Origin of the sequence: Thiomonas sp. UBA7699 (genome assembly GCF_002482605.1) — a bacterium.
Taxonomy (GTDB): Bacteria; Pseudomonadota; Gammaproteobacteria; order Burkholderiales; family Burkholderiaceae_C; genus Thiomonas; species Thiomonas arsenitoxydans.
The window spans coordinates 83,893-109,262 of sequence record NZ_DLGH01000009.1 but is presented as its reverse complement, the minus strand read 5'-3'; the positions used below and the strand labels follow the sequence as shown (position 1 = coordinate 109,262).

The 25,370-nt window shown below is 64.2% G+C and carries 25 protein-coding genes and 2 riboswitches; of the genes, 20 read left to right on the top strand and 5 right to left on the bottom strand.

Annotated elements, in window-relative coordinates; all coding sequences use genetic code 11:
* Nucleotides 1-27: 27 nt before the first annotated feature.
* The 5 genes from B3H47_RS03615 to gluQRS are packed head-to-tail and all read left to right on the top strand — an operon-like array spanning nucleotide 28 to nucleotide 4,342.
* Nucleotides 28-678, top strand: coding sequence for an SCO family protein (locus B3H47_RS03615; protein ID WP_286729128.1), 651 nt, complete (start codon nucleotides 28-30; stop codon nucleotides 676-678).
* Nucleotides 675-1,838 (top strand): COX15/CtaA family protein, encoded by a 1,164-nt coding sequence (locus B3H47_RS03610; protein ID WP_013124086.1) that lies wholly within the window; start codon nucleotides 675-677, stop codon nucleotides 1,836-1,838. Before B3H47_RS03615 ends, B3H47_RS03610 begins: the two co-directional genes overlap by 4 nt.
* Nucleotides 1,839-1,859: 21 nt before the next feature.
* Nucleotides 1,860-2,768: a heme o synthase gene (gene cyoE / locus B3H47_RS03605; protein WP_013106866.1), complete on the top strand. Its 909-nt coding sequence runs from the start codon at nucleotides 1,860-1,862 to the stop codon at nucleotides 2,766-2,768.
* An 11-nt stretch (nucleotides 2,769-2,779) separates the two neighbouring features.
* Complete coding sequence (locus tag B3H47_RS03600) at nucleotides 2,780-3,394, top strand: SCO family protein (RefSeq protein ID WP_013124085.1); 615 nt, start codon at nucleotides 2,780-2,782, stop codon at nucleotides 3,392-3,394.
* A gap of 39 nt (nucleotides 3,395-3,433) precedes the next feature.
* Nucleotides 3,434-4,342, top strand: coding sequence for a tRNA glutamyl-Q(34) synthetase GluQRS (gluQRS, locus tag B3H47_RS03595; RefSeq protein WP_286986060.1), 909 nt, complete (start codon nucleotides 3,434-3,436; stop codon nucleotides 4,340-4,342).
* Here the strand turns inward: gluQRS and B3H47_RS03590 are convergent.
* Genes B3H47_RS03590 through lptF form a run of 4 tightly spaced genes read right to left on the bottom strand, consistent with a single transcriptional unit; the run spans nucleotide 4,320 to nucleotide 8,702 of the window.
* Nucleotides 4,320-5,483, bottom strand: a complete 1,164-nt coding sequence (locus tag B3H47_RS03590) for a pyridoxal phosphate-dependent aminotransferase (protein WP_276708000.1) — start codon at nucleotides 5,481-5,483, stop codon at nucleotides 4,320-4,322. The genes gluQRS and B3H47_RS03590 overlap by 23 nt on opposite strands.
* Before the next feature lie 15 nt (nucleotides 5,484-5,498).
* Nucleotides 5,499-6,449 (bottom strand): CysB family HTH-type transcriptional regulator, encoded by a 951-nt coding sequence (locus B3H47_RS03585; protein ID WP_013106862.1) that lies wholly within the window; start codon nucleotides 6,447-6,449, stop codon nucleotides 5,499-5,501.
* Nucleotides 6,450-6,471: 22 nt separating this feature from the next.
* A complete protein-coding gene (gene lptG, locus B3H47_RS03580; protein ID WP_276708002.1) occupies nucleotides 6,472-7,569 on the bottom strand; it encodes an LPS export ABC transporter permease LptG in 1,098 nt (365 codons plus the stop codon).
* Nucleotides 7,569-8,702 carry an LPS export ABC transporter permease LptF gene (gene lptF, locus B3H47_RS03575; RefSeq protein WP_286986058.1) on the bottom strand — a complete coding sequence of 378 codons (1,134 nt, stop codon included), beginning with the start codon at nucleotides 8,700-8,702 and terminating at the stop codon, nucleotides 7,569-7,571. Before lptF ends, lptG begins: the two co-directional genes overlap by 1 nt.
* A gap of 103 nt (nucleotides 8,703-8,805) precedes the next feature.
* On the opposite strand from lptF, the gene B3H47_RS03570 reads away from it, so the two are divergent.
* The 4 genes from B3H47_RS03570 (at nucleotide 8,806) to B3H47_RS03555 (ending at nucleotide 12,404) form a co-directional block, all read left to right on the top strand.
* On the top strand, nucleotides 8,806-10,269 hold the full coding sequence (locus tag B3H47_RS03570) for a leucyl aminopeptidase (protein ID WP_286986057.1): 1,464 nt from the start codon (nucleotides 8,806-8,808) through the stop codon (nucleotides 10,267-10,269).
* Nucleotides 10,270-10,302: 33 nt separating this feature from the next.
* Nucleotides 10,303-10,728, top strand: coding sequence for a DNA polymerase III subunit chi (locus B3H47_RS03565; RefSeq protein WP_156053432.1), 426 nt, complete (start codon nucleotides 10,303-10,305; stop codon nucleotides 10,726-10,728).
* Nucleotides 10,725-11,087, top strand: a complete 363-nt coding sequence (locus tag B3H47_RS03560; RefSeq protein WP_286986056.1) for a hypothetical protein — start codon at nucleotides 10,725-10,727, stop codon at nucleotides 11,085-11,087. Before B3H47_RS03565 ends, B3H47_RS03560 begins: the two co-directional genes overlap by 4 nt.
* Before the next feature lie 180 nt (nucleotides 11,088-11,267).
* Nucleotides 11,268-12,404, top strand: coding sequence for a branched-chain amino acid ABC transporter substrate-binding protein (locus B3H47_RS03555; protein ID WP_013124077.1), 1,137 nt, complete (start codon nucleotides 11,268-11,270; stop codon nucleotides 12,402-12,404).
* A 221-nt stretch (nucleotides 12,405-12,625) separates the two neighbouring features.
* Here the strand turns inward: B3H47_RS03555 and B3H47_RS03550 are convergent, their stop codons facing one another.
* Entirely contained in the window at nucleotides 12,626-12,952 is a 327-nt protein-coding gene (locus B3H47_RS03550; protein WP_013106855.1) for a c-type cytochrome, read from the bottom strand.
* A gap of 196 nt (nucleotides 12,953-13,148) precedes the next feature.
* On the opposite strand from B3H47_RS03550, the gene B3H47_RS03545 reads away from it, so the two are divergent.
* From B3H47_RS03545 to B3H47_RS03495, 11 genes are all read left to right on the top strand, one after another.
* Complete coding sequence (locus tag B3H47_RS03545; RefSeq protein ID WP_276708009.1) at nucleotides 13,149-13,400, top strand: TIGR04438 family Trp-rich protein; 252 nt, start codon at nucleotides 13,149-13,151, stop codon at nucleotides 13,398-13,400.
* Between the two features lie 32 nt (nucleotides 13,401-13,432).
* A riboswitch (glycine riboswitch) is annotated at nucleotides 13,433-13,529 on the top strand.
* 3 nt (nucleotides 13,530-13,532) lie between these two features.
* Nucleotides 13,533-13,643: riboswitch (glycine riboswitch) on the top strand.
* A gap of 81 nt (nucleotides 13,644-13,724) precedes the next feature.
* On the top strand, nucleotides 13,725-14,885 hold the full coding sequence (gene gcvT, locus B3H47_RS03540) for a glycine cleavage system aminomethyltransferase GcvT (protein ID WP_286986055.1): 1,161 nt from the start codon (nucleotides 13,725-13,727) through the stop codon (nucleotides 14,883-14,885).
* A 69-nt stretch (nucleotides 14,886-14,954) separates the two neighbouring features.
* A complete protein-coding gene (gene gcvH / locus B3H47_RS03535; RefSeq protein WP_156053428.1) occupies nucleotides 14,955-15,329 on the top strand; it encodes a glycine cleavage system protein GcvH in 375 nt (124 codons plus the stop codon).
* A 26-nt stretch (nucleotides 15,330-15,355) separates the two neighbouring features.
* Entirely contained in the window at nucleotides 15,356-18,241 is a 2,886-nt protein-coding gene (gcvP, locus tag B3H47_RS03530; RefSeq protein ID WP_286986054.1) for an aminomethyl-transferring glycine dehydrogenase, read from the top strand.
* 11 nt (nucleotides 18,242-18,252) lie between these two features.
* On the top strand, nucleotides 18,253-19,323 hold the full coding sequence (locus tag B3H47_RS03525) for a threonine aldolase family protein (protein WP_286986053.1): 1,071 nt from the start codon (nucleotides 18,253-18,255) through the stop codon (nucleotides 19,321-19,323).
* Nucleotides 19,324-19,338: 15 nt separating this feature from the next.
* A complete protein-coding gene (locus B3H47_RS03520; RefSeq protein ID WP_286986052.1) occupies nucleotides 19,339-20,769 on the top strand; it encodes an L-serine ammonia-lyase in 1,431 nt (476 codons plus the stop codon).
* Nucleotides 20,770-20,865: 96 nt separating this feature from the next.
* Complete coding sequence (rfbB, locus tag B3H47_RS03515; RefSeq protein WP_286986051.1) at nucleotides 20,866-21,930, top strand: dTDP-glucose 4,6-dehydratase; 1,065 nt, start codon at nucleotides 20,866-20,868, stop codon at nucleotides 21,928-21,930.
* Nucleotides 21,927-22,835, top strand: a complete 909-nt coding sequence (gene rfbD / locus B3H47_RS03510) for a dTDP-4-dehydrorhamnose reductase (protein ID WP_286986050.1) — start codon at nucleotides 21,927-21,929, stop codon at nucleotides 22,833-22,835. Before rfbB ends, rfbD begins: the two co-directional genes overlap by 4 nt.
* 8 nt (nucleotides 22,836-22,843) lie before the next feature.
* Nucleotides 22,844-23,731 (top strand): glucose-1-phosphate thymidylyltransferase RfbA, encoded by an 888-nt coding sequence (gene rfbA, locus B3H47_RS03505; protein WP_286986049.1) that lies wholly within the window; start codon nucleotides 22,844-22,846, stop codon nucleotides 23,729-23,731.
* Nucleotides 23,728-24,291 carry a dTDP-4-dehydrorhamnose 3,5-epimerase gene (gene rfbC / locus B3H47_RS03500; RefSeq protein WP_286986048.1) on the top strand — a complete coding sequence of 188 codons (564 nt, stop codon included), beginning with the start codon at nucleotides 23,728-23,730 and terminating at the stop codon, nucleotides 24,289-24,291. Before rfbA ends, rfbC begins: the two co-directional genes overlap by 4 nt.
* A gap of 82 nt (nucleotides 24,292-24,373) precedes the next feature.
* Nucleotides 24,374-25,309, top strand: a complete 936-nt coding sequence (locus B3H47_RS03495; protein WP_276709630.1) for a DMT family transporter — start codon at nucleotides 24,374-24,376, stop codon at nucleotides 25,307-25,309.
* Nucleotides 25,310-25,370 lie beyond the last annotated feature (61 nt).

The following is a 25,370-nucleotide window of genomic DNA, read 5'->3' as shown; positions in this document are numbered from 1 at the left end:
CGACGCCTTTGACTTGATGCCCTGACCGTGAGCTCTCCCTTGACCTCCAGCCTGCCCCCCTCCGCCCAGCCGCCTGTGCGCAAACCGCGGTCGATGTTGACGCTGTGGCTGTTGTTCGCCATGGCGGCAGCGCCCATCGTGGCCGCGTTTTTTCTGTTTTACGTCGTCCATCCTGCGGGCAAGCCGCCTTACGGCAGTCTGGTCGAGCCGCAGCGCCCAATTCCCTTGAATCTGGGCCTTAAAACGCTGGACGGTCAACCCTACAGCCTGAAACGGCTCGAGGGCTACTGGCTGATGGTGATGGCAGCGCCGGGCGCCTGCGACAAAGAGTGCCAACAATCCTTGTTTTACATGCGGCAGATCCGCATCGCCCAGGGCGATAACCGCGACCAGGTCGTGCGCGTCTGGCTGGTGACGGACAATGCGCCGATCAACCCAGGCGTGTTGGAGCCGGCCGAAGGAACGTTGATCTTGCGCGGCAACCCGCAACAACTGGCCAGTTGGCTGCCTCACAAAGACGGCAGCTTGCAGGGGCCGACCTGGCTAGTCGATCCGTTCGGCCACCTGATGATGCAGTTTCCGGCCAACCCCGATCCCACCCGGATGCGGCGTGTGCTCGCCAAGCTGCTCTACAACAACGCCGGTATCAAGTTCAAGCATGTGGAGCCCGTCCAATGAGTGTCGCAAGCAATGCCATTTGGCAGTTTTCTCTGCACTGGGTGCAGGCGCTGGTGTGGGTGCTGGTGCTGGCCGGGGTGTTTTGGATGGGGCTGAAAATGCGCTGGTCCAAGCTCACCGCGGTACTGGTGTTCCTCACCCTTGATCTGGTGATGTTCGGCTCGTATGTGCGCCTGACCGACTCCGGCCTGGGCTGCCCCGACTGGCCCGGCTGTTATGCCAAGTTCACGCCGCTGCAGGCGCATGAGCAGATCGCGCAGGCGGTAGAAGAGCAAGGCGGCACCCAGGGCTATGTGAGCCCCTTCAAAGCCTGGGTGGAAATGATCCATCGCTACGCCGGCAGCATTATCGGCACGCTGATCATGGTGCTGCTGGCCCGGGCGATCTGGGCGAAAAAACATGGAGAAGACATCAAGCTCGGCTTGCCGATCGTGCTCTTTTTCTGGGTGGTCCTGCAAGGCCTGTTCGGTAAATGGACGGTGACCATGCAGTTGATTCCCCTGATCGTCACCCTGCATCTCATGGGGGGCGTCATCCTGCTGGCGCTACTGGCCTGGTTCTGGATGCGAAACCGGGCAGATTTGGTGAGCGTGAACGCCGGTACGCTCACGCGCGCTTTGCTGTGGATCGCGATGATCGCGGTCGGCATTCAGATTTTCCTCGGCGGCTGGACGAGTACCAACTACGCCGCGCTGGCCTGCAGCGGCTTTCCTACCTGCAATGGAAGTTTCGACCCCAATGCCAACTGGGCGCAGGGCTTCACGCTTTGGCGCCACCTAGGTCTGACCGGTGACGGCCAGCCGATCACCGAGGCCGCGCTGGTGGCCATTCAATGGGGGCATCGCCTGTTCGCCATCGTCGCCACCGCGGCGGTGTTTGCGGCCGTGGCGGCGCTCTGGCGTTTTACAGCATTGCGCCGTCTGGCGATGTGGATTGCAATTGCCGTGGTGCTGCAAGTCGTTTTCGGCATCGTGCTGGTCACCGAGGGACATCCCCTGATCGTTGCCGTGGCGCATAACGGCGGCTCAGCCGTCCTGATGCTGCTGCTCGTCATGGGGATTTACCGCGTCAGCGCCACCGCGCGTCAACAAGCGCCTTCGGAATCGCTCGGCTCGGCCTTCGTCAAAGTGACGCCGCCCCATCCCTTGCCGAAGCATTGAGGCCTGCTTCAGGAGACTCTCATGAATCATCAAGTTCTCAACAACACTCCCAGCCCCCTGCGAGTTGCGTCGCAGCTTTATGCGCTGACCAAGCCGCGCGTGGTGCAGCTGATCGTGTTCTGCGCGGTCATCGGCATGTTTCTCGCCGAGCCCACCCTGCCGGCTTGGCAGCCGGTGTTGTTCGGCACGCTGGGCATCTGGCTGGTGGCCAGCGCTGCAGCTGCGTTCAACTGCCTGGTCGAGCAGAAGATCGATGCGGTGATGCGCCGCACCGCCTGGCGGCCCTCGGCCAATGGTGAACTGAGCGCGCCGGTCATCATCACGTTTTCTGGGGTGCTGTGCGCGGCTGGCATGTGGCTGCTCTACACCCAGGTCAACCCGCTGACCATGTGGCTGACCTTCGGCACCTTCGTCGGCTATGCCGTGGTTTACACCATCTTCCTAAAACCGGCCACGCCGCAGAACATCGTCATTGGCGGCGCCTCGGGCGCCATGCCGCCGGTACTGGGCTGGGCGGCAGTGAGCGGCAACGTCTCGGTCGACGCCATGCTGCTGTTCCTCATCATTTTTCTGTGGACGCCGCCGCATTTCTGGGCGCTGGCGCTTTACCGGGTGGAAGATTATAAAAAGTCCGGACTGCCCATGCTGCCGGTCACGCATGGTTCCGAGTTCACCCGCACGCAGATTCTGCTCTACACCCTGCTGCTCAGCGCGGTGACGCTGCTGCCCTATGTGCTGGGCATGAGCGGCCTGATCTATTTGGCCAGCGCGGTGGTGCTCGACGGTATTTTTATCGCCTACGCCTGGGCGCTCAAACGCGAGTACAGCGATTTGCTCTCGCGCAAGACTTTCCGCTATTCCATCCTGTACCTTTCGCTGCTCTTCGCCGCCCTGCTGGTGGACCATTACCTGCACTTCCACTTCGTCTGAACGCTCGTCTGATGCCCGCCCGCTTTTCTGCCGCACGCCGCTCGCTGGTTCTGTCTGCCGCTTTTGCGCCCCTTGCCCCTTTGGTGCTGGCGGCCTGCAGCAAGCCCTATGTGTTTCACGGCGTGGACATCACCGGGGTGCCTTATGCCGATGGCTTTTCGCTGACCGATTTCAATGGCAAGACCCGCACCCTGGCCGACTTTGCCGGCAAGGTGGTGGTGATGTACTTCGGCTATACCCAATGCCCCGACATCTGCCCGGCATCGATGCAGGTGGTGGCGCAGGCCATGGACGATCTGGGCGAGAAAGCCCGCGATGTGCAGTTTCTGTTCGTTACCGTCGACCCCGAGCGTGACACGCCGGAAATCCTCAAGGCCTACGTCACTCATTTCAACCCGACTTTCCTGGCGCTTACCGGCACGCCCGCGCAGATCGCGCTAACGGCGAAAGACTTCAAGGTCTATTACAAAAAAGTGCCGGGCAAGACGCCGGGCAGCTACACCATGGATCACACCGCCGGGTTTTATGTGTTCGATCCCAAGGGCAAGATCCGGCTGTTCGAGCGCGAGGGCGTCTCGGCCAAAGATCTGGCACAGGACATCAACGCCCTGATTGAAGGGCATTGAGCGAGGGGCATCGAGCCCGGGTCGCCAGTGTCCGCTGGCATGACGACATCCCTACAGATACAGACTTACGTCGGCCGGTTTGCGCCGTCACCCACCGGGCCGCTGCATGCGGGCTCTCTGGTCGCTGCGCTGGCCTCCTGGTTGGACGCGCGCGCGCATGGCGGGCTCTGGCTGGTGCGCGTGGAAGATGTGGACTTCACCCGCAACCAGCCCGGCGCCGCTGAGTGCATCCTGCAGCAACTTGCGGACTGCGGTCTGCAGCCCGATCAGCCGCCCGTTTGGCAATCGCAGCGCGAGGCGCTCTATCAGCAGGCGCTCGACCAACTCGTCACCTCCGGTCGGGCTTACCCCTGCGGCTGTTCCCGCTCAGACATTCTGGCGCTACTTGGCGCGCAGGGCCGCCTGCCGGCGCGCGGGCAAGAGGCGGTCTATCCCGGAACTTGCCGCACAGGGCTGCACGGCCGCAGTCCGCGATCATGGCGCGTGCGTCTGCCTGACGATGCCGCGCAGCCCCTGCGCTGGAGCGACCGCCGCTCGGGCGCGCAGTCTCAGGTGCTCAGCCAGGAGGTGGGCGACTTTGTGCTCAAACGCGCCGACGGCGCCTGGGCCTATCAACTCGCCGTGGTGGTGGACGATGCGGCGCAAGGCGTGACCGATGTGGTGCGCGGGGAAGACCTGGCCGCGTCAACCGCCCGGCAGATCGCCCTGCAGCGTCTGCTCGGCCTGCCGACGCCACGTTATCTGCACACCCCGCTGGTGCGAGATGCGCAGGGACAAAAGCTCTCCAAGCATCAGGGCGCGGCAGCCTTCGTGGCCGGGGCGCAGAGCGTGCAGCACGCGCTCGGTGTGCTGGGGCTGGACGTTCGTTCCAACACCCTGCCCGAACTGCTGGCGCAGGCGGTGCAGGCGTGGCGCGACAAATGGCCTACAGCGCAGCAAGCCGTTTGAGCGCTGCGTCCAGCGTGGCGTCTTGTTTGGCGAAACAGAAACGAACCACGCCGCGCTGCCGTCCGTCGGGCTCGAAGGCCGATAGCGGAATGGCGGCCACGCCGATCTCGGCTGTGAGCCAGCGGCAGAAGGCGTCGTCCGGCAGGTCGCTGATGGCGTCGTAGCGCACGCACTGAAAGTAGCTGCCGCTGCAGGGCAGCAGTTCAAACCGGCTGGCCGCGAGCCCGGCGCGGAAGCGGTCGCGCTTGGCCTGATAGAAGCCGGGCAGATCGCGGTAAGGAGCCGGGTCGGCCAGATAGTCGGCCAAGCCATGCTGCATGGGCGTGTTGACGGTGAATACGTTGAACTGATGCACCTTGCGGAACTCGGTGGTGAGCGCGGCCGGGGCGGCGACGCTGCCGACCTTCCAGCCGGTGACGTGAAAGGTTTTGCCGAAACTCGACACCACGAAGGCACGCGCGGCCAAGCCGGGAAACCGCGCGGCGCTTTGATGCTGTGCGCCGTCGAACACCATGTGCTCGTACACCTCATCGGCAATCAGCACGATGTCGGTGGGCGCGAGCAGCGCTTCGAGCTGCCGCATATCGGCCTCGCTCCAGACCGTGCCGCTGGGATTGTGCGGACTGTTGATGAGCAAGGCACGGGTGCGTGGGGTGATGGCCGCGGCAATGGCGGCGAAATCCGGGCGGAAGTCGGCTTGCAAGGGCACGGTGCGGGCCACGCCACCGCACAAGGCGATGTTGGGCAGGTAGCTGTCGTAGCTGGGCGTGAGCACAATGACCTCATCTCCCGGATGCACAACGGCGAGCAGGGCCGTGAAAATGGCCTGAGTCGCCCCGGCGGTGATGGTGATTTCTGCGTCGGCGTCATAGCGCGCACCGTGGAGGGCCGCGATCTTGTCGGCCACCGCTTGCCGCAAGGCGGGAACCCCGGCCATGGGCGGATATTGGTTGGCGCCGCGGCGCATGGCCTGATCCACCGCGTCGATGAGGCGCGGGTCGCAGGAAAAATCCGGAAATCCCTGGCCGAGGTTGATGGCGCCATGCTCCTGCGCCAGTGCCGACATGACGGTGAAGATGGTGGTGCCGACTTGCGGCAGACGCGAGGCAATGTGGGGCGTTTGGTGAGTTTGGAGCGACATGGGGAACCGCGGCGATCAGATGGAAAACACGTCTTGCCCGTCCAGCTCACCACGCAGGGTTTGTTCCACCAGTTTGCGCGGCAGGCGGGGCGAGATCAGCTCGGTGAACAGGGGCACGAAACTGCGTTGCAGCACGCCGCGCTTGAACGCCACGCGCGTGAGCTGCTGACCGAACAGATGGCCGGCGGGAAGCGCGCGCAGTGCGGTGTCACGTTCAGCCGAGATGGCCATTTCGGCGATCAGCCCCACACCCAGCCCCAGTTCGACATAGGTTTTGAGCACGTCGGAATCGAGCGCTTCGAGCACGATCTGCGGTTGCAGGTTGGCATGGGCGAAGGCGGCATCGATCTGGCGGCGTCCGGCAAAGGTGGGCTCGTAGGTCACCAGCGGAAAGGTGGCCAGTTCGGCCAGGGTGAGCTCGGTGCGATCACACAAGGCGTGCCCGTGCGGCACGACAGCCAGATGCTGCCAGCTGTAGCAGGGCAGGGTAAGCAAGTCGGGAGAATCCTGCAGCGACTCGCTGGCCAGGCCCAGATCGGCGCGCTCTTCGCGCACGGCCTGCGCCACTTGGTCGGGCGTGCCCTGCAGCAGTTGCACCTGCACGGCGGGCATGCGTCGGCGGAACTCGGCAATCACCCAGGGCAGCTTGTAGCGGGCCTGGGTGTGAGTGGCGGCCACAGTGAGCTGGCCTGCATCGCGCGCGGCGTAGTCCTGCCCGATGCGCTTGAGGTTGGCGACCTCGCGCAGAATGATGTCCACACTGCGCAGCACCTCGACGCCCGGCTCGGTGAGTTTGCGGATGCGCTTGCCGTGGCGGCTGAAAATTTCCACCCCCAGCTCGCTCTCCAACTCGATGATGGCCTTCGACACGCCGGGCTGCGAGGTATGCAGCGCCCGCGCCGCCTCGGTGAGGTTGAGCTTGCGGCGCACGGCCTCTTGCAGAAAACGGAATTGGTGCAGGTTCATCGCAATCCTTGTCCGGCCGGTTTTAGCGGAACCGCACCTGCCAGGCAAACACGATCAGCCCCAGTCCGCCAAACAGCAGCATGGGCATGGCCGCGGTGATGGCCGGCGGCCACGTTCCCAAAATGCCCAGACTGGAAAACAGGGTGTTGAGCAAGATGAACGCGATTCCCAGCACGATGCCTGCGAGCACTTTGCCGCTGACGCCTTTCGAGCGTGTGTGCAGGTAAGCGAAGGGCAGGGCCAGCAGCAACATCACCACAACGCTGAAGGGATAGAACAGCTTTTTCCACAGCTGGATTTCATAGCGTTCGGCCGCCTGATGATTGGCGCGCAAATGCTGGATGTAGCGCCACAGATCGATGGCCGACATCTTGTCGGGCGACAGCAGCAGCACCCCGAGCACGCTGGGCGAGAGCGAGGTCTGCCAGCGATAGCTCGGCAACTGGGTCACTTTCAAGGCGGCGCCGGTCTGTTGCGGGAGTTCGGTGCGGGTGACGTTGTGCAGCATCCAGGTGCCGCCGCCTTCGTACTGGCCACTGGGCGCATGCAGTTCGGCAGCAATCTGCGCCTGGGCATTGAGCACATAGATGTGGATGTCAGTGAGATCGCCTCGGGTGTTGATGGCCTTGATGTTGACGGTCTGATTGCCGCTTCGGTCTGAATCGTTGCGCAGCCAAACGCCCGAAGCCAATTGGGTGCCGATGCCGGAACCGCCCCCGGCCTGCAACCGAGCCGACAGTTGCCCGGCTGCCGGCGCAAGCCACTCACCGAGCAGGAACAAGGTGACCACCAGCGCGGCGGCCAGTTGCAGCAGCAAACCCAGCGCTGCGCGCGGGCTCAGTCCCGAAATTCGCAGAATGGTGAACTCGCTGCTCGCAGCCAAAGAGGCCAGCGCGAACACGCCGCCCACCAGCGTGGCGATGGGCAAGACTTCATAGGCGCGGCTGGGCATGCTCAGCGCAACATGCAGCAGGGTGCCGCTCAGGCTGAAACCCGGCTTGCCCAGATTGCTCAGGTCGTTGAGCATGTCGATGAAAAACAGCAGCGCGAGAAAGGCCAGGGTCACCAGACCCACGGCGCTGAGCACATGCAGCAGCAGAAAGCGGCGAACCGTGCGCATCAGGCGTGTGCTCCGGATCGTGCGCGGCCTGGCCACAGGCGGTGCAGCCAGCCGTTGCCCCGCATCAGCAGCAGCAACAGGAACAGTACCGCGCCGCCATGCACCAGCAGGAAGCCGCTGGTAAATCCCACCCGGCCTTCGCTGATCCAGCCTTGCAGCACATTGAGCAGGTTGAAATAAATCAGGTAGACCAGAATGGCGCTGATCAGGCTGCCCGCGCGGCCGGTTCGCACCGAGCCCGAGGCCAGCGGCAGCGCCATCAAGGCCAGCAAGGCCGCAGACAACGGCACACCCAGCCGCCACGACAGTTCGCCCAGCCAGTTGGGAATGGCGGGGTTGAACAGATACTCGGTGGGCACGTTGCGGTTGGGCTGCGTGAGCCAGTTGACCGGCCCGGTCTTATTGCCCGCCACATTGCTCAAGCCCGCGGTGGCATCGAGCCGCATGTCCAGCGAATCGAAGGAGGTGATGGTGTAGTTGGCCTGCCCCGGCGTATGTGCGTAGCGGTTGCCGTTGCTCAGCACCAGAAAGGGCTGACCATCGATGCGCTGCACCTGCGCCGATCGCGCCGTGATCAGCACCGTCTGGCCCGAGGTGTCATCGCGGATGAAGATGTCGTGCGCCACCCCCCCGGCCTGCGCGCCCTTGTCGATGAAAAACACCCGCTTGCCCGTGGCCGATTCGCGGAACTGCCCCGGTGCCACGCGCGAAATGTCGGAGCGTTGCTCAAAGCGAATGCGCAACGCCGTGGACTGCTGGTTGGCCCAGGGCCAGGCAAACAGGGTGAGCGCGGCGATCAACAGCAGAATGGGCCACGAAAAGCGCAGCACGCTGATCATCAAACGCAGCCGCCCCACCCCGGTGGTGCGCCAGATGGTCATCTCGGAATCGAGCCACATGCGGGTGAAGGTGAGCAGCACCGCCAGAAACAGTGACAGGGTGATGACGATCTGCAAATAGCTCAGCGCGGTCAGACCGATGAGCAAAAACACATCCTGCGGGCTGGCCTGACCATCGGACGCCTGACCCAGAATGCGAATGAGCATCAGGGTGATGACCACGGTGAACAGCACGGTGAAAGCGCCGCCGAAATTGCGGCTCATTTCACGGCGCAGGGTCAAATCGAGGAGCATGAGGAAAACTGGCGGCTGGGGCGATGTGGGCGGCGGGCCGCTGGGGGGCGTAAAGCGAAGCGCGATGGAATAATGCAGCCACACTCACTCAGGAACCCTGAACATGAAATTCAGTATATCCGCCGTCAAAAAGCCGCTTCAGACCAAAACCGATGCCCTGGTGGTCTTTGTGCCCGAGGGGCGCGGCGCCAGCGGTCTGAACGATGCGGACGCACTCGACAACCTGATCGCCCAACTGGCCGTGGATGGCGATTTCAAGGCCAAGCCTGGCAGCGTTCTATCACTGCACCGGCCCACCGCAGTCGCGGCGCGGCGTCTGCTGCTCGTGGGGCTGGCGGCCAAGCCGGAATTGCGCGACTGGAAAAAGGCGCTGCAGGCCGCCGCCCAGATGCTCAAGACCTTGCCGGTCAAGCAGGCGCATCTGCTGTCGGTCAATGGCCTGGATACCCTGGCTGAACTCACGCCCACGGTGTTCTCCGAGGTGTTCTACCGCTTCGATACGACGCGTAACGTCGAAGACGCCGATACCCCTGCGCTCGAAGCCGTTCAGCTCTGCGCCGTGGGGGGCGATGCCGTGCCGGCTTCGGCGAAAGCCGCCCTGCAGCAGGCCGAGTCGGTCGCCATCGGCGTGCGCCTCACGCGCGAACTCGCCAATCTGCCGGCCAATTACTGCACGCCCACTTACCTCGCTGAAATGGCGAAAAAGATGGCCAAATTCCACGGGCTGGACTGCAAGGTGCTCGGGCGTCCGGAAATGGAAAAGCTCGGCATGGGTTCGTTTCTGGCCGTGGCGCAGGGCTCGGTGCAGCCGCCCAAGTTCATCGTGCTGGAATATCGCGGCGCGGGCAAGAAAGACGCGCCGCATGTGCTCGTCGGTAAAGGCGTGACCTTCGATACCGGCGGCATTTCGCTCAAGCCCGGCGCCGAGATGGACGAAATGAAGTTCGACATGTCCGGAGCCGCGTCGGTGCTGGGCGCGTTCGAGGCCATTGCCCGCATCAAACCCAAGATCAACGTGGTCGGCCTGATCGCGGCCACCGAGAACATGCCCGACGGCGGCGCGATCAAACCCGGTGATGTGGTGACCAGCATGTCGGGTCAGACCATCGAAATTCTCAACACCGACGCCGAAGGCCGCCTCATCCTCTGCGACGCGCTGACCTACGCGGCACGCTACAAACCGCAGTCGGTGGTGGACATCGCCACGCTCACCGGGGCCTGCGTGATTGCGCTGGGCAAGGTCAACAGCGGCCTGTTCACCGCAGACGACGCTCTGGCCGACGCGCTGCTCGAAGCCGGTCGCGCCACGCTCGATCCCTGCTGGCGCATGCCGCTTGAGACCGACTACGCCGATGCGCTCAAGAGCAATTTCGCCGATGTGGCCAATATCGGCGGGCGCCCTGCTGGCGCCATCACCGCAGCCTGCTTCCTGTGGCGTTTCGCCAAAGACTACCGCTGGGCGCACCTCGACATCGCGGGCACGGCCTGGAACAGCGGCGCCAACAAGGGGGCCACCGGCCGCCCGGTGCCGCTGCTGGTCAGCTACCTGCTGTCGCAGGCGCAGTAAGCGTTGTCCGGCAACCCGCCGTTGCGCGCCATCATGCCCTGCTCAGTCGAGTTTCGTGTGAACCTGCCTGACCCGCTGCGTTACGCCTGTGGGCTGCTGCGCACGGCGACACAGCGCGGCGCTCGCGTGCTGGTAGCCGCGCCCGAGCCCTTGCTCACGGAACTCGATCCGTTGTTGTGGACTTTTCAGCCCGGCAGTTTTGTGCCGCATGTCTGGCAGGACGACCCGCTCGCTGACAAAACGCCGGTCATCCTGGCGCCTCAGCCCGATCTGCCCCGGGCCGGGCGGGTGACTGCCCTGGTGAATCTCGGCCCCGGTCTGGTGACCGGCTGGGAATCTCTGGAGCGGGTGATCGAACTCGTCAGTGAAAACGGGCCCGACAAGCCCGCCGCCCGCGAACGCCTGCGCGCTTATCGGGCCGCCGGATTCGATCCCGCCATCATCCCGTCCCGATCATGAAATCTTTACCGCCCAACCCTGTCGTCTTGCCCGTGCTCACCGAGCGATTGGAGCCTGAGGATGCCGTGATCGAGGAAGACATCGTCGACCCCCCGTTTACAGTCCAGCCCTCGGCCTATGCGCAGGCGGTCTATCGCGGCCCCGAGCTTGCACAGTCTGCAGACGTTCCGTTGCTGGAGGTGCCCGCCATCGACCTCGACGAACTCTGGCTGCGCATCGCACCCGGGCTGCAGCAGCAGTTGCTGGAACTGGTTTATGCCGAGTTGGATGCGCTGGCTCCCCAACTGGCCGCCAGACTGTTCGACACCCTCAAGCCAACCCTGCGCGCCTCGCTCGCCGAGGCGTTGCAGCAAGCTTGAAACCGCTTGAACTGAAATAGTTTTGCCAGACGGTCAACCCAAACGCCAGCAGGCACATTGCTTGCTAGTGTTGGTAATGGCGATCTGTTCAAAATTCTGTAACTCGGTTAATGTATCGCCCTGTCAGATTCAAGCTGACTTCACAACACAACACACGTCTTTCCTATTGGAGGCTCATTCATGAAACTGAAATACGTCGCTCCGCTGCTGGCCCTGTCCATGGCCATTGGCACCGCCTACGCTGCGGACACCATCACCGTCACCATCGGTAGCGCATCTCCCCTGTCTGGCCCGCAAGCCAGCTTCGGCCAGGACAACGCCAACGGCGTGAAAATGGCCATCAAAGATCTGAACGCGCAGAACATCGTCATCGGCGGCAAAAAGGTCGAGTGGAAGGTCGATGCCCAGGACGACCAAGCCGACCCGAAACAAGCCACCACCGTGGCGCAAAAATTCGTTGATGAAAAGGTCAATGGCGTCGTCGGCCACTTGAACTCCGGCTGCACCTTCCCCGCTTCGCGCATTTACAACAACGCCGGCATCCCCAACATCACCCCTTCATCCACCGATCCCAAGATTTCGCAACAAGGCTTCAAGACCTTCTTCCGCATCATCGCCAACGACAGCGCGCTGGGCGCAGGTCTGGCCAACTACGCCAAGAACACGCTGAAAGCCAAGACCGTCGCCGTGATCGATGACCGTACCGCCTACGGTCAGGGCGTGGCCGACGTGTTCGCCAAGACGGCCCAGAAAGACGGCATGAAACTGGTGGATCGCGAGTACACCAACGACAAAGCCACCGACTTCTCCGCCATTCTGACCAAGATCAAGGCATCGCAGCCGGACATCATTTTCTACGGCGGCATGTATCCCCAGGCCGGCCCGCTGGTTCGCCAGATGCGCCAACTGGGCATCAAGGCCACGCTGATGGGCGGCGATGGCATCTGCGCACCGGAACTGGGCAAGCTCGCGGGTGAAGCCGTTGCTGGCGTCACCTGCGCCGAAGGCGGCTCCCCGCTGAGCCAGATGCCGGGCGGCGAAGCCTGGAAGAAGCGCTATGACGCCGAGTTCGGCGCCAGCGCGTTCCAGCTTTATTCGCCTTACTCGTATGATGGCACCATGGTGCTTGCGCATGCGATGATGAAAGCCAAGTCAGTCGATCCGAAGAAGTACCTGCCCTTCATCCAGAACATCGACTACAACGGCGTGACCAAGAAAGATATCCACTTCACCAAGACCGGTGAGTTGGTGGACGCCACCATCACCATCTCGACGTTCGACAAGGACGGCAAGAAGAGTGTGGTGGCCGTGCAGTAAACCCGGTGCGATTAGACCGTCTGTTGCGGCAGCGGTCCATCAAACCCAAGCGCCTTTCGGGGCGCTTTTTTGTGGGCGCCGACTCAGTCTGTGGGAGCGGCGCGCATAAAAAAGCCGAGAGACCTAGCGGCATCTCGGCTTTTCAGCGTCGCAGACCTATCGATCTACGTCCTTCAAGGCAACATTAGATGTTGCGGGTGTCGCCTATGAATGCGTATGAATTACTTCTTCAGGGACAGCACCCACTCGGCCAGTTGCTTGGCTTGGGCGGGGGTGACTTGCGGATTGGCGGGCATGGGCACCGGGCCCCACACGCCAGACACGCCGTGCAGGATGGCCTTGCTCAGGGTGTCAACCGCACCCGGTTTGCCAGCGTACTTGGCGGCGACTTCCTGGTAGGACGGGCCAACCAGTTTTTTGTCCACTGCGTGGCAAGCCAGGCAGTTCTTCGATTTGGCCAGAGCCAGCATGTCTTCAGCGGCGAAAGCCGATGACATGGTCATGGTGGCGGCAGCGGCCAGGGCAGCAGCGAAAACAGCTTTTTTCATTCCAGTCCTCCAGTAGGGTTAAACAAAACGGGTACAGCCAAGTAACGCATCTTAATCAATTCGGTTGACGCGCAGCACAAGAAGTCAGCGAGAATTGCTCAGGTGTCATTTCAGATTGATTTCACGCAACACGCGCAGTGCAAATCGGTGTTTCCTTTTGTATCTTGTCGCTATTTCCTCTCATGGGTGCACTGTCATGGCGTTTGTCATTCTGGGTCTGATCTTTATCGTCCTCAAACTCCTGAGCATCGGGCCCGTGGCGGCCTGGTCTTGGTGGTGGGTGCTCCTGCCCTTGGCGCTGGCGTTCATCTGGTGGGAGATCATCGACCCCATGTTCGGCATCTCGAAAAAGCGGGCCATGGGCGACATGGCCGATCGGCAGCAGGCAAGACGGCAAAAGTATCGTGAAAGCCTGGGGCTGGGCGGGGCAGAGCGCCGAAAAAAATAATCCGCGCAAGCCTTTGTCGGGCTGCGATACACTGGCTCTAGTCAGGAGAGCGCTGCGGTGTCATGCGGCCGCCGAAGGCGTAAGCCCTTACCGGGTGTACCGCTCAGGCAAAAGGACTGACCACACCGCAAGGTGTTCCTCACTGGAGAGTGGCGCTGAAATTGAGCGCTCACCGAAGGGGCAAGTCTGGCAACTCGGGTTCGCCGGATCAATCTCTCAGGTACCCAGGACAGCGAGGGGTTGAGTGCTGTGTCTTGCGCCGCGATGGCAAGAGATGCGGCGGCATTGGCGCCTTCAGGCGTCTCACCCCCCGCGAGAACCGACGTGTCCCACTCCGCAGATTCCGAACTGATTTTGACTCCCCTGCACGCCTTGCACCTTGAACTCGGTGCGCGCATGGTGCCGTTTGCCGGTTATGCCATGCCGGTGCAATATCCGAAGGGCATTCTGGCCGAGCACCTGCATACCCGGCAAAGCGCGGGGCTGTTCGATATTTCGCATATGGGGCAAGTGGCGCTGCGCGGCGATGACGCCGCTGCGGCGCTCGAAACCTTGGTGCCCATGGACATCCAGGGGCTGCCCGAGGGCAAGCAGCGCTACGCCTTGTTCACCAATGAGCAGGGCGGCGTGCTCGACGACCTGATGGTGATTCCGCGTCAGCGTGCCGATGGAGCCGGGCAGGAGCTATTCCTTATCGTCAATGCCGCCTGCAAGGTGCAGGATGTGGCCTTGCTGCAGACGCTTTCTGATCGCTGCGAGGTTGTGCCCATGCCCGAGCAGGCCTTGCTGGCGCTGCAGGGGCCGCAAGCCGTGCAGACCTTCGCCCGTCTGGTGCCCGAGGTGGCCGACCTGGTGTTCATGACAGGTCGCTGGATGGATGTGCCGGCCGAGGGCGGGGCGATTCGCATTTTTGCCACACGCAGTGGCTACACCGGAGAAGACGGGCTGGAAATCTCGGTGGCCGCCGCCGATGCGCAGCGGCTTGCGCGTTTGCTGCTCTCTCTGCCCGAGGTTGAGCCCATCGGTTTGGGGGCGCGCGACACCTTGCGGCTCGAAGCCGGGCTCTGTCTTTACGGTCACGATATCGACACCTCGACCACGCCGGTCGAGGCGGGGCTGACCTGGGCGATTCAGAAGGTGCGGCGCCACGGCGGCGCGCGCGCCGGAGGATTTCCGGGCGCCGAAGTCATCCTGGCCCAAATCGATCAGCCAAATCTCGCGCCCCGGCGCCGCATCGGCCTTATCGGTCTGGATCGCACCCCGGTGCGAGAGGGCGCGGAGCTGCTGGCCGCCGATGGCCGCTCGGCGGGCCGGGTGAGCAGCGGCAGCTTTGCGCCGAGCGCGGGCGGCCCCGTGGCGATGGCCTATGTCGCCGCCGAGTTTGCCGTTCCCGCGGGCACGCTGTATGCCCAGGTGCGCGGCCGTGCCGTGCCCATGCAGTTGCAACCCATGCCGTTTGTGACTCACCGCTATTGGCGCGGTTGATGGCGCGATTGCAGCCTTGATGCCTTGCCGCGTCTAATTTGATTCCCTTTTTGATATCCGGAGTTTTCCATGAGCCTGAAATTCACCCCCGACCATGAATGGATTCGCGTCGATGCCGCTGGCGTCGCCACCGTGGGCATCACCCCGCATGCGCAAGATGCGCTGGGCGACGTGGTGTTCGTCGATCTGCCCGAAGTGGGCAAGACCTACGCCGCGCACGACACCGTGGGCGTGGTCGAGTCGGTGAAGGCGGCGGCCGATGTATTCAGCCCGGTTTCGGGCGAAGTGACCGAGGTCAATGAGACCCTGCGCGCCGATCCGTCGCTCGCCAACACCGACCCGCAAGACAGCGGCTGGTTTTTCCGCATCAAGCTGTCTGATCCGAGCCAGCTCGACGGCCTCATGGACGAAGCCGCCTACGCCGAACTGCTCAAGAACGCCTGAACACACCTGCCTTTCCGGAGATACGCATGTTGATGTCCACCCAACCCGCGCTGCGCGATCTTGAAGACGCGCAGGCCTTCCAGCGCCGTCACATCGGCCCCGATGCGGCAGAGCAGCAGCAGATGCTGTCGGCGCTGGGCGCTGAAGATCTGTCGGGTTTGATGAGCGCGGTGATTCCATCGGCCATCCGACGCAAGCAGGCGTTCGACTTGCCGGCGGCCATCGACGAAGCTCAGGCGCTGAGCGAGTTGCGGGGCATCGCCAGCGGCAACCGGGTGATGCGCAGCTATATCGGCCAGGGCTACTACAACGCCCTGATGCCCGGCGTCATTCAGCGCAATGTGCTGGAGAACCCGGCCTGGTACACCGCGTACACGCCGTATCAGCCGGAGATCAGCCAGGGGCGGCTGGAGGCGCTGCTCAACTTCCAAACCCTGGTGGCCGATCTCACCGGCATGGATGTTTCCAACGCCTCCATGCTCGACGAGGCCACCGCCGCCGCCGAGGCCATGACGTTGGCGCTGCGTTCGAGCAAGTCGCCCTCCAAATCGCAGCGCTTTTTCGTCGCTGACGATGTGCTGCCGCAAACCCTCGAAGTGCTGCTCACCCGCGCCGCGCCGCTGGACATCGAGGTCGTTACCGGCGCGGTGGACGAGGCGCTGGAAGGTGAGTATTTCGGCGTGCTGCTGCAATACCCGGGCGTGGACGGCACCGTGCGCGACGACCGCGAACGCATCGCCGCGCTCAAGGCCAAAGGCGTGCTGGTCGTGGTGGCGGCCGATCTCCTGGCGCTCACCCTGCTGATGTCGCCGGGTGAACTCGGGGCCGACATCGCCTGCGGCACCACCCAGCGTTTCGGTCTGCCGCTGGGGCTGGGCGGCCCGCATGCCGGTTATCTGGCGGTGCGCGACGCGCTCAAGCGCTCGATGCCCGGCCGCCTCGTCGGCGTGAGCCAGGACGCGCACGGACAACCGGCTTATCGCCTGGCGCTGCAAACCCGCGAGCAGCACATCCGCCGCGAAAAAGCCACGAGCAATATCTGCACCGCGCAGGTGCTGCCCGCGGTGCTGGCTAGCATGTACGCGGTTTATCACGGCCCCGAGGGCCTCAAGCGCATCGCCCAGCGGGTGCATGCCTACACCGTATTGCTGGCGCAGGGGCTGGAGCAGGTCGGCCTGCCGGTGCTCAACGCCCAGTTCTTCGACACCCTGACGGTGCACACTGGTGCGCGCACTGAAGAGGTGCATGCCGCTGCGCTGAAGCGGGGCATCAACTTCCGCCGCATCGGCGCGCAGCATGTCGCGGTGTCGCTGGACGAAACCGTGACCCGCGGCGATCTGGCCGACATCCTGGCCTGCTTCGGCGTGACGCAGAATGAGGCGCTGTTTGCCGCCGCCGAAAAGGGTGTGGCGCCGCGCTGGCCGCAGCAACTGGCCCGAGTCAGCGCATTCCTCACCCATCCGGTGTTCCATCGCTATCGCAGCGAGACTGAAATGCTGCGCTACCTGCGCCGTCTGGCCGACAAGGACATCGCGCTCGACCGCGCCATGATTCCGCTGGGCTCCTGCACCATGAAGCTCAACGCCACCAGCGAGATGACGCCCATCACCTGGCCTGAGTTCGCCGCCATACACCCCTTTGCGCCCGCAGACCAAACCCGCGGCTACACCCAACTGGCCAAGCAGCTCGAACAATGGCTGTGTGCCGCCACGGGCTACGACGCCATGTGCCTGCAGCCCAACGCCGGGTCGCAGGGCGAGTACTCAGGGCTGCTGGTCATTCGCGCCTATCACGCCAGCCGGGGTGAAGGGCATCGCGATGTCTGCCTGATTCCCTCTTCGGCCCACGGCACCAACCCGGCGTCTGCGCAGATGGCGGGCATGCGGGTGGTCGTCACCGCCTGCGATGCGCAGGGCAACGTCGATCTGGCCGATCTGCGCGCCAAGGCTGAGCAGCATGCCGACCGGCTCGCCGCGTGCATGATCACCTACCCGAGTACGCACGGCGTGTTCGAGACCGAAGTGCGCGCCATTTGCGACATCATCCACCAGTATGGCGGGCAGGTGTATGTGGACGGCGCCAATATGAACGCGCTGGTCGGCCTGGCCAGCCCGCCCGAGTTCGGTGCGGATGTGTCGCACCTGAATCTGCACAAGACCTTCTGCATTCCGCACGGCGGCGGCGGCCCCGGCGTGGGGCCGATCGGCGTGCGCGCCCACCTCGCCCCGTTCCTGCCAGTGCATCGCACTGCGGGAGTGGACCGTCCTGAAGCGGTGGGGGCAGTGAGCGCAGCGCCATTGGGCAATGCCAGCGTGCTGCCGATTTCGTGGATGTATATGCGCATGATGGGCGCGGACGGCCTGACGCAGGCCAGCCGCGTGGCCATTCTGTCGGCCAACTACATCGCCGAAAAGCTCAAGGACCATTATCCGGTGCTCTACACCGGCGAGAACGGCCGCGTGGCGCACGAATGCATTCTCGATCTGCGCCCGCTGAAGGATGCCACGGGCATCAGCAACGAAGATGTCGCCAAGCGCCTGATGGACTACGGTTTTCACGCACCGACCATGAGCTTCCCGGTGCCGGGCACGCTGATGATCGAGCCGACCGAGAGCGAGTCGCTGGCCGAGCTCGACCGCTTCATCGACGCCATGATCGCCATCCGCGCCGAGATTGCCCGGGTGGAAAAAGGGGAATGGCCTCCTGAGGACAATCCTTTGAAGGCCGCCCCGCACACCGCAGCGAGCGTGCTCGGCGCGGATTGGGCGCATGCCCACAGCCGCGAGGAGGCCGCCTTTCCGATTTCCGCCTTGAGGGCCAACAAATACTGGCCGCCCGTGGGCCGGGTGGACAACGCCTGGGGCGACCGCAACCTGCAGTGCGCCTGCCTGCCCATCAGCGACTACACCTAAAAAGACGCACCATGCACCCCCCTGAACTCCGCCAGCATTTCGCCAGCGACAATTACGCCGGCATCTGTCCCGAAGCCCTGCACTGGCTGCTGCAGGCCAATGCCTCGGGCCATCAGCCGGCGTATGGCGACGATGGCTGGACGCACCGCGTCTCCGACCGGCTGCGCGATCTGTTCCAGACCGATTGCGACGTGTATTTCGTGTTCAACGGTACGGCCGCCAACTCGCTGGCGCTGGCCGCCATGTGCCAGAGCTATCACGCAGTGATCTGCACCCCGGTGGCGCATATCGAAACCGATGAATGCGGCTGTCCGGAATTTTTCTCCGGCGGCTCCAAGCTGCTGATCACCGAGGCTGAAAGCGCGCAGGCGCGGCGCGGCAAGCTCACGCCCGAGGCCATCGACTTTCTGGCCACCAAGCGCAGCGACATCCATTCGCCCAAGCCCAAGGTCGTCTCCATCACCCAGGCCACCGAGTTGGGCACGGTGTATAGCGTCGAAGAGGTGCGAGCCATTGCCGCCATGGCCAAGCGCCATCACCTCAAGCTGCACATGGACGGGGCCCGATTCGCCAACGCCGTGGCTACGCTGGGCTGTCATCCGAGCGACATCACCTGGCGCGCCGGGGTGGACGTGCTGTGCTTCGGCGGCACCAAGAACGGTCTACCCGTGGGCGAAGCCGTGGTGTTTTTCGACCGCGAACTGTCCGCCGATTTCGCCTGGCGCGTGAAGCAGGCCGGGCAGCTCGCCTCGAAAATGCGCTTCATTTCCGCGCCCTGGCTGGGCATGCTGGAAAACGACAACTGGCTGCGTCACGCCCGCCATGCCAACGCCATGGCGCAGCGTCTTTATGCTGCCATCCATGAGGTGCCCGGCGTACGGGTGATGCATCCGCCCGAGGCCAACGCGGTGTTCGCCCATCTGCCGCGGGCCGTCATCGATACCCTGCACGGCCAGGGCTGGCGCTTCTATGAATTCATCGCAGACGGCGGCTGTCGCCTGATGTGCGCCTGGGACACCACGCCGGAATCGGTCGATGCTTTCGCCGCCGATCTCATCGCAGCCTGCGCGGCGCAGGCTTGATCTGAAGGAGACGTCATGGCCGTCTCCGTGTTCGATCTGTTCAAGGTGGGCATCGGCCCCAGCAGTTCGCACACCGTGGGGCCGATGCGGGCGGCGCGACTGTTCGCCCTGCATCTGCAAAGCAGCCAACTTATGTCCCGCGTCGCCCGATTGGAATGCGCGCTCTATGGCTCGCTGGGCGCAACGGGCAAGGGGCATGGCAGCGACAAGGCGGTCATCCTCGGTCTGATGGGTGAGCAGCCCGATACCGTGGATGTGGACACCATTCCCGCGCGCATCGCGTCGCTGCAGACCACGCACCGGCTCGATCTGCTCGGCACACAAGTGCTGGACTTCGACCCTGCGCGCGACATTGTGTTTTTCGCGCTCAAGCAGTTGCCGCTGCATGCCAACGGCCTGCAATTTTCCGCCTATGACGCTGCTGGCGCGCTGATTGATCGGCGGATCTACTACTCCGTGGGCGGCGGCTTCGTGGTGAGCGAAGACGTCGCGGCCGATGGCGAAAAGCAAAAACGCATCGCGCCCGACACCACCGTGCTGCCCCTGCCTTTTCACAGCGGAGCAGAGCTGCTGGAACTCACTCGTGCGCACCAACTCAGCATCGCGGACGTCATGCGCCGCAACGAGCAGCATTGGCGCAGCGATGCCGAAATCAACCGCGACCTGCAGCACATCTGGCAGGTCATGCAAGCCTGCGTCGCGCATGGCTGCGCCACCGAAGGCGAGCTGCCCGGCTGGCTGCATGTGCGGCGCCGTGCGCCCAAGCTCTATCGCACCCTGAGCGGCGCAGACGGCGCTGCGCTGACTGATGCCTCCGCGCTGCCGATGCCGCCAACGCCGCTGAGCGATCCGCTCCAAGTCATCGACTGGGTCAATCTCTTCGCCCTGGCCGTCAATGAAGAGAACGCCGCGGGCGGTCGCGTGGTCACCGCGCCGACCAACGGCGCTGCGGGCATCATCCCCGCCGTGCTGCACTACTACACCCGCTTCGTCCCGGACGCGAGCGAGGCGGGCGTGGCCGACTTCCTGCTCACCGCGGGCGCCATCGGCCTGCTCTACAAAGAAAACGCCTCCATCAGCGGCGCCGAGGTCGGCTGCCAGGGTGAAGTGGGCGTGGCCTGCTCCATGGCTGCCGGTGCGCTCTGCGCTGTCATCGGCGGCACGCCCGAACAGGTGGAAAACGCCGCGGAAATCGGCATGGAACACCACCTCGGCCTGACCTGCGACCCCGTTGGGGGGCTGGTGCAAGTGCCCTGCATCGAGCGCAACGCCATCGCTTCGGTGCAGGCGCTCAACGCCGCGCGCATGGCCCTGCACGGCGACGGCCGCCACATCGTCTCGCTCGATCAGGTCATCAAGACTATGCGCGACACCGGCGCGGACATGCAGACCAAATACAAAGAAACCGCCCGCGGCGGTCTGGCGGTGAATATCGTCGAATGTTGAGCGCGGCTGCCGCGTGCGCGGCTGCAGGCAGCCGTCGGCAACGGCCGCCTTGGTTATGCTTTGAGAATTTTGCTGACCTGCATCGGACGTTTCCTCATGATCTTCCTCACCGGAGCCGCCGGTTTCATCGGCGCCAATTTTGTGCATCACTGGCTGGGCCAGCAAGACGAGCCCGTGCTGGTGCTCGACGCGCTCACTTATGCGGGCAACCTGGAGAGCCTGGCCCCAGTGGCCTCCGACCCGCGCTACCACTTCGCGCAGCTCGATATTTGCGACCGCCCAGCGGTGGCCGCGCTGCTGACCACGCACCGCCCCCGCGCCCTCCTGCACTTCGCCGCCGAGAGCCATGTCGACCGCTCCATCCACGGTCCCGGCGACTTCATCCGCACCAATGTGCAAGGCACCTTCGAGCTGCTCGAAGCCACCCGCGCCTACTGGGCCTCGCTACCCGCGCTGGAGAAAGCCGCCTTCCGCTTCCTGCACGTCTCCACCGATGAGGTGTACGGCAGCCTCTCGCCTACCGACCCCGCCTTCACCGAGACCACCCCCTACGCGCCCAACAGCCCCTACAGCGCGAGCAAGGCCGCAAGCGATCATCTGGTGCGCGCCTGGCATCACACCTACGGCCTGCCGGTGCTCACCACCAACTGCTCCAACAACTACGGCCCCTACCAGTTCCCCGAAAAGCTCATTCCCCTCATGATCCACAACGCCCTGGCCGGCAAACCCCTGCCGGTGTATGGCGACGGCCAGAACGTACGCGACTGGCTGTATGTGCAAGACCACTGCCGCGCCATCGCCCGCGTGCTCGAAGCCGGTCGCCTAGGTGAGACCTACAACGTCGGCGGCTGCAACGAGGTGAAGAATCTCGATGTGGTGCACACCCTGTGCGACCTGCTCGATCAACTCCGCCCCAAGATGGATGGCAGCAGCTACCGGGCGCAGATCACTTTTGTGGCCGACCGTCCCGGCCATGACCGGCGCTACGCCATCGACGCCCGCAAGATCGAGCGCGAACTGGGCTGGACGCCGCAAGAAACCTTTGCCACCGGCCTGCGCAAAACCGTGCAGTGGTATCTCGACAACCCGGACTGGGTGGAACACGTCACCAGCGGCGCCTACCGCCAGTGGGTCGGCAAACAGTACGGAGCTGCCGCTTGAACCCGCCGCGCATCCTGCTGCTGGGCGCCGACGGCCAGGTCGGCTGGGAGCTGCGCCGCGCCTTGCTGCCGCTGGGCGACGTGCGGCCGCTGAACCGCACCCAAGCCGACCTTGGCGACCTCGATGCCCTGCGCACCGTGCTGCAACGCGAGCAGCCTGAGCTTATCGTCAACGCCGCCGCCTACACCGCCGTCGATAAAGCCGAGACCGACCCCGAACTGGCCCAGCGCATCAACGCCGCTGCCCCGGGCGTGCTCGCCGCCTGGGCCGCCGAACACCACGCCATGCTGGTGCACTACTCCACCGACTACGTGTTCGACGGTGCCAAACCCGCGCCCGGCAGCTACACCGAGGCCGACACCCCCAACCCGCAAAGCGCCTACGGCCGCAGCAAGCTCGCGGGTGAGCAGGCCATCACCGCCAGCGGCTGCCGCCACCTCATCCTGCGCACTTCCTGGGTGTACGCCGCGCGCGGCGGCAACTTCGCCAAGACCATGCTCAAACTCGCCACGGAGCGCGACAGCCTGCGGGTGATCGCCGATCAGTTCGGCGCCCCCACCAGCGCCGAGCTGATTGCCGACACCACCGCGCAGATGCTGCAACGCCTGCGCACTGACCCGGCGCTCGCCGCACAGGCCAGCGGCCTCTACCACCTCACCGCGCAGGGCAGCACCAGTTGGCACGGCTACGCGCAATTCGTCATCGCTGCCGCTGCTGCGCGCGGCCTGCCGCTGCGCTGCGCGCCCGAACACGTGCAGGCCATCACCACGGCGGATTACCCGCTGCCCGCCCCGCGCCCGGCCAACTCCCGGCTGGACTGCAGCAAACTCCAAACCACCTTCGACCTGTTTCTGCCGCCCTGGCAGACCCAGGTGCAACGCCTGATCGACGAACTTCCGCTGTGACTTCCGCTATGACCCAAGCCCGCAAAGGCCTCATCCTCGCCGGTGGCTCCGGCACCCGGCTCTACCCCGTCACCCAGGCGGTGAGCAAGCAACTGCTGCCGGTGTACGACAAGCCGATGATCTACTACCCGCTGTCCGCGCTCATGCTCGCGGGCATCCGCGAGGTGCTCATCATCTCCACCCCGCAAGACACCCCGCGTTTTGCCCAGTTGCTCGGCGACGGCAGCCAGTGGGGCTTGAGCCTGCAGTACGCGGTGCAGCCCAGCCCCGACGGCCTGGCGCAGGCTTTTATCATCGGCCGCGACTTCATCGGCAACGCGCCGAGCGCGCTGGTGCTGGGCGACAACCTGTTCTGGGGCCACGATCTGCAAGCCTCGCTCAAAGAGGCTCACGCCCAGACCCAAGGCGCGACGGTCTACGCCTATCACGTGCACGACCCCGAACGCTACGGCGTGGTCGAGTTCGACGCCACCGGCCGCGCCATCAGCATCGAAGAAAAGCCCGCCAAGCCCAAGAGCAGCTACGCCGTCACCGGCCTGTACTTCTACGACCCGCAGGTGTGCGACATCGCCGCCCACCTCAAGCCCTCGCCGCGCGGCGAGCTGGAGATCACCGACGTCAACCGCGTCTATCTGCAGCAGGGCCAGTTGCAAGTGCAGACCCTCGGCCGCGGCTACGCCTGGCTGGACACCGGCACCCACGACAGCCTGCTCGAAGCCGGGCAGTTCATCGCCACCATCGAGAAGCGTCAGGGCCTGAAGGTCGCTTGCCCGGAGGAAATCGCCTTCCGCCAACGCTGGATTACTGCCGCCCAGCTCGAACAACTCGCCGCCCCGATGAAAAAGAACGGCTACGGCCAATATCTGCTGCGCCTGCTGGCCGAGGAGAAGGCATGAAGGTCATTCCCACCGCCCTACCCGAAGTGCTCATCCTCGAACCCAAGGTGTTCGGCGACGACCGCGGCTTTTTCTTCGAGAGCTACAACCGCAAAACCTTCGCGTTGGACACCGGGCTGGATGTGGAGTTCGTGCAGGACAACCACTCCAAATCCGCCCAGGGCGTGCTGCGCGGCCTGCACTACCAGCTCGTCAAGCCGCAGGGCAAGCTGGTGCGCGCGGTCGCCGGCACGGTCTGGGATGTGGCGGTGGATCTGCGCCGCAGCTCGCCTCGGTTCAAGCAGTGGGTGGGCGTGGAACTGAGCGCGCAGAACCAGCGCCTGCTGTGGGTGCCGCCGGGCTTCGGCCACGGCTTTTTGGTGCTGAGCGAAACCGCCGACTTCCTCTACAAGACCACCGACTACTGGTACCCGGAACACGACCGCAATCTCGCCTGGAACGATCCGGAACTGGCCATCGCCTGGCCGCTGAAAGGTTTGCACCTGCCGGGCGGCCAGCCGAGTCTTGCCGCCAAGGATGCGGCGGCGCCCCGGCTGGCGCAGGCCGAGGTGTACGAATAAGGGCTGACTGACCGTCTCTCAGGCCCCCTTGCGGCGTGCGCTTTGTTGAGCAGATTGACGGGTGCACTGAAATAATGCGCCCATGCCTTCCAAAAGCCACTCCTTTCTTGACCCAAGCACCGTTCTTCTGCTGACCCTGCCGCCTCTGTTCTGGGCCGGCAATGCCGTCGTGGGGCGGCTGATGGTGGGGCAGATTCCCCCCATGGCGCTGAGCTTTTACCGCTGGTTGTTCGCGCTGTTGCTGGCGCTGCTCATCGTCGGCCCCGATCTGTGGCGCAACCGGGCGGTGTTGCGCAGCAAGTGGAAGTCGCTTGCGGTCATGGGCATTCTGGGGGTGGGCAGCTACAACTCGCTGCAATACGTGGCGCTGGAGACCACCACGCCGCTCAACGTCTCGCTCATCACTTCCAGCGCGCCGGTGTTCATCCTGCTGATCGGCGGGGCGTTTTACAAGCAGACTGTGGGACGGGCGCAATGGATCGGCGCCATGCTGTCGATCGCCGGGGTGGCGCTGGTCGTGGCCAAGGGCGATCTGGCGCATCTGACGGCGCTGCACTTCGCGCCGGGCGATCTCATCATGCTCGTGGCCGTGTTTCTGTGGGCGATCTACACCTGGGAGCTGCGGCAGCGGCCCCTGGGCCTGGCGCCGATGACTTCGCTGGCCGCGCAAATGATCTGGGGCGTGCTGTCCATCCTGCCTTTCATGCTGGCCGAACGCTGGATCGGCGGTCAGACGACTCATTGGGGCGGCCCGGTCTGGCTGGCGCTGGCCTATGTGGCGGTGTTGCCGTCGCTGCTGGCCTACTGGTGCTGGGGCAGCGCGGTGGGCAAGGTCGGGGCGCAGATTCCGTCTTACTTCGGCAATCTGGCGCCCTTGTTCGCCGCGCTGCTGAGCTGGTTGTTTCTGGGCGAAACCATCCACTGGTATCACTTGTGGGCGGCTTTGTTGATCTTCGCCGGGATTCACGTCGCCCTCAACGCGCGCCAGCAGCCGGTGCCGCTGGAGCAGGAATTGTGAAGTCTTTCACACAATCCGCGGCTCTTCACCGAAGTCCGGGAATGGGGCGTTGTGGTGGTTT